This is a genomic window from Centipeda infelix ATCC 43532, assembly GCF_000234095.1.
In the GTDB taxonomy this organism is placed as follows: domain Bacteria; phylum Bacillota; class Negativicutes; order Selenomonadales; family Selenomonadaceae; genus Centipeda; species Centipeda infelix.
This window is the reverse complement of record NZ_JH376798.1, coordinates 444823-447505: the sequence shown is the minus strand read 5'-3', so window position 1 is coordinate 447505 and position 2683 is coordinate 444823. Positions and strand designations below refer to the sequence as shown.

The 2683-nt window shown below is 51.4% G+C and carries 2 tRNA genes and 2 rRNA genes (2 of these 4 running past the window's edge); all 4 read right to left on the bottom strand.

The annotated features are described in order from the left end of the window. Positions 1-1704: ribosomal RNA gene (locus tag HMPREF9334_RS05245) — 23S ribosomal RNA — on the bottom strand; it reaches 794 nt to the left of the window's first position. Positions 1705-1864: 160 nt separating this feature from the next. Further along, positions 1865-1941, bottom strand: a tRNA-Ile gene (locus HMPREF9334_RS05240). Positions 1942-2115: 174 nt separating this feature from the next. Continuing rightward, positions 2116-2191: transfer RNA gene (locus HMPREF9334_RS05235), tRNA-Ala, on the bottom strand. Positions 2192-2289: 98 nt separating this feature from the next. Continuing rightward, a 16S ribosomal RNA gene (locus HMPREF9334_RS12880) occupies positions 2290-2683 on the bottom strand (it continues 741 nt past the right edge of the window). The 16S and 23S rRNA genes sit together here with 2 tRNA genes alongside, the layout of an rRNA operon.

Genomic DNA, 2683 nt, shown 5'->3' with positions numbered 1-2683 from the left:
GAGTTCCTTAACGAGGGTTTTCCCGCGCACCTTAGGATTCTCTCCCCGCCTACCTGTGTCGGTTTTGGTACGGGCGGACGTCTTCTCGTTAGAAGCTTTTCTTGGCAGTGTAGTGCAGCTGAATTCAGATTGACCGTAGTCTTTCCTATCTATCGGTTCTCGGCCTTATAGTATGGGGATTTGCCTCCATACAAGCCTACCGCCTTCGACGCGCCCAACCATTCGCGCGCTCAGCTTCCTTCCTGCGTCACTCCATCCTCAAACGAAGACGCCCGGTACTGGAATTTTCGCCAGTTGTCCATCGCCTATGCTTTTCGCCTCGGCTTAGGTCCCGACTAACCCCGGGACGACGAGCGTTGCCCGGGATACCTTAGGCTTTCGGTGGACAGGATTCTCACCTGTCGTTTCGCTACTCATACCGGCATTCTCACTTCTTATCCGTCCAGCAGTCCTTCCGGTCTGCCTTCGTCCAGATAAGAACGCTCCCCTACCCAAAGTTACATAGTAACTTTGCCGCGGCTTCGGTTCTGTGCTTTAGCCCCGGATATTTTCGGCGCAGGGCCTCTCGACCAGTGAGCTATTACGCACTCTTTTAATGGTGGCTGCTTCTGAGCCAACATCCTGGTTGTTTTCGAAGTCCTACATCCTTCTCCACTTAGCACAGCATTTGGGACCTTAGCCGGCGGTCTGGGCTGTTTCCCTCTTGAATACGGGTCTTATCACTCGCATTCTGACTCCCAGACTGCCCATATGAGCCATTCGTAGTTTGACTGGGGTCGGTAGGCTTTACGCCCCCTTGCCCGATCAGTGCTCTACCGTCTCTATGGTGATTCGCCTGAGGCTAGCCCTAAAGCTATTTCGGGGAGAACCAGCTATCTCCACGTTCGATTGGCATTTCACCCCTATACACATCTCATCCCAACGTTTTTCAACACGCACGGGTTCGGTCCTCCACTCATTTTTACCTGAGCTTCAACCTGGACATGTATAGATCACTGTGGTTTCGGGTCTAATCCATGCTACTTTAGCCCTCTTAAGACTCGCTTTCGCTTCGGCTCCGCGTCTCCCGCTTAACCTCGCAGCATAAATTAACTCGCCGGTTCATTCTTCAATAGGCACGCCGTCGCACATCTAAAGTGCTCCGACTGTTTGTAGACATACGGTTTCAGGTTCTATTGCACTCCCCTCCCGGGGTTCTTTTCACCTTTCCCTCACGGTACTTTTCGCTATCGGTCGTTTTGATGTATTTAGCCTTGGATGGTGGTCCACCCTGCTTCCCACCGGGTTCCTCGTGCCCTGTGGTACTCTGGATTCCTGCCCGCTTTTCACTCTTTCGTGTACGAGGGTCTCACTCTCTTTGCCGCACCTTCCCAGATGCTTCCACTAGAATGTCCGGTTTGTTGCAGGTCCGCAACCCCAAGAAACCGAAGTCTCTTGGTTTGGGCTCCTCCCGTTTCGCTCGCCGCTACTCAGGGAATCTCTTTGATTTCTTTTCCTCCGACTACTTAGATGTTTCAGTTCATCGGGTGTTTTCTCTCTACCTCGAAGGTAGAGTGACGGGACGTTACTCCCGCCGGGTTGCCCCATTCGGAAATCCATGAGTCAATGCTTACTTGCAGCTCGTCATGGCTTATCGCAGCTTATCGCGTCCTTCTTCGTTTCAAAACGCCTAGGCATCCGCCGTATGCCCTTATAAACTTGACTTACGTCTAACGACTTTTGTCATCAGTTTAAAGGTATTTTCGCTTTATCCTAATTTGCTTGGGAAAATCTTTTAGTGAGGAAAACTTTATGACATGAGTACACAAAGTCTCCCTTGTTTTAGATTTTCTTGTTTCTTCTGTGCAGTTTTCAGTGAACAAAATGGTGGGCCTAAGTAGACTTGAACTACTGACCTCACGCTTATCAGGCGTGCGCTCTAACCAGCTGAGCTATAGGCCCATATTAGGCGCGAACGCAAGATCTTTGCGGCTAACTGTGTCATGCCATCAAATTCTGCGGTCAACGTACCTATCAGTACGCCTCCCTTGAATTTGCTGTCATTCCTTGTTATCCATCAAAGCTTTTGCTTCGCTTAGTACAACCTATATCGGGTTACACCCGATAAGAAAAAGATGGTGGAGACGAGGAGAATCGAACTCCTGACCCCCTGCTTGCAAGGCAGGTGCTCTCCCAGCTGAGCTACGCCCCCATTTTATGATGGATGTTACCCTCAAAACTAGACAATGCAAAACGTAAGCCAAATGACCGACCTAAGATTGTGAACCGTTGGTTCATCTGAATCCTTAGAAAGGAGGTGATCCAGCCGCACCTTCCGATACGGCTACCTTGTTACGACTTCACCCCAGTCACCTTCCCCACCTTAGACGGCTGCGCCGGCTTCGGGTGTGAACGACTTCCGTGGTGTGACGGGCGGTGTGTACAAGACCCGGGAACGTATTCACCGCAGTATGCTGACCTGCGATTACTAGCGATTCCGACTTCATGCAGGCGAGTTGCAGCCTGCAATCCGAACTGGGAAACGGTTTTTGAGGTTCGCTTGCCCTCGCGGGTTCGCTGCTCTCTGTCCGTTCCATTGTAGTACGTGTGTAGCCCAGACCATAAGGGGCATGATGACTTGACGTCATCCCCGCCTTCCTCCGCGTTCTCCGCGGCAGTCTCCTTTGAGTGCCCACCTTTACGT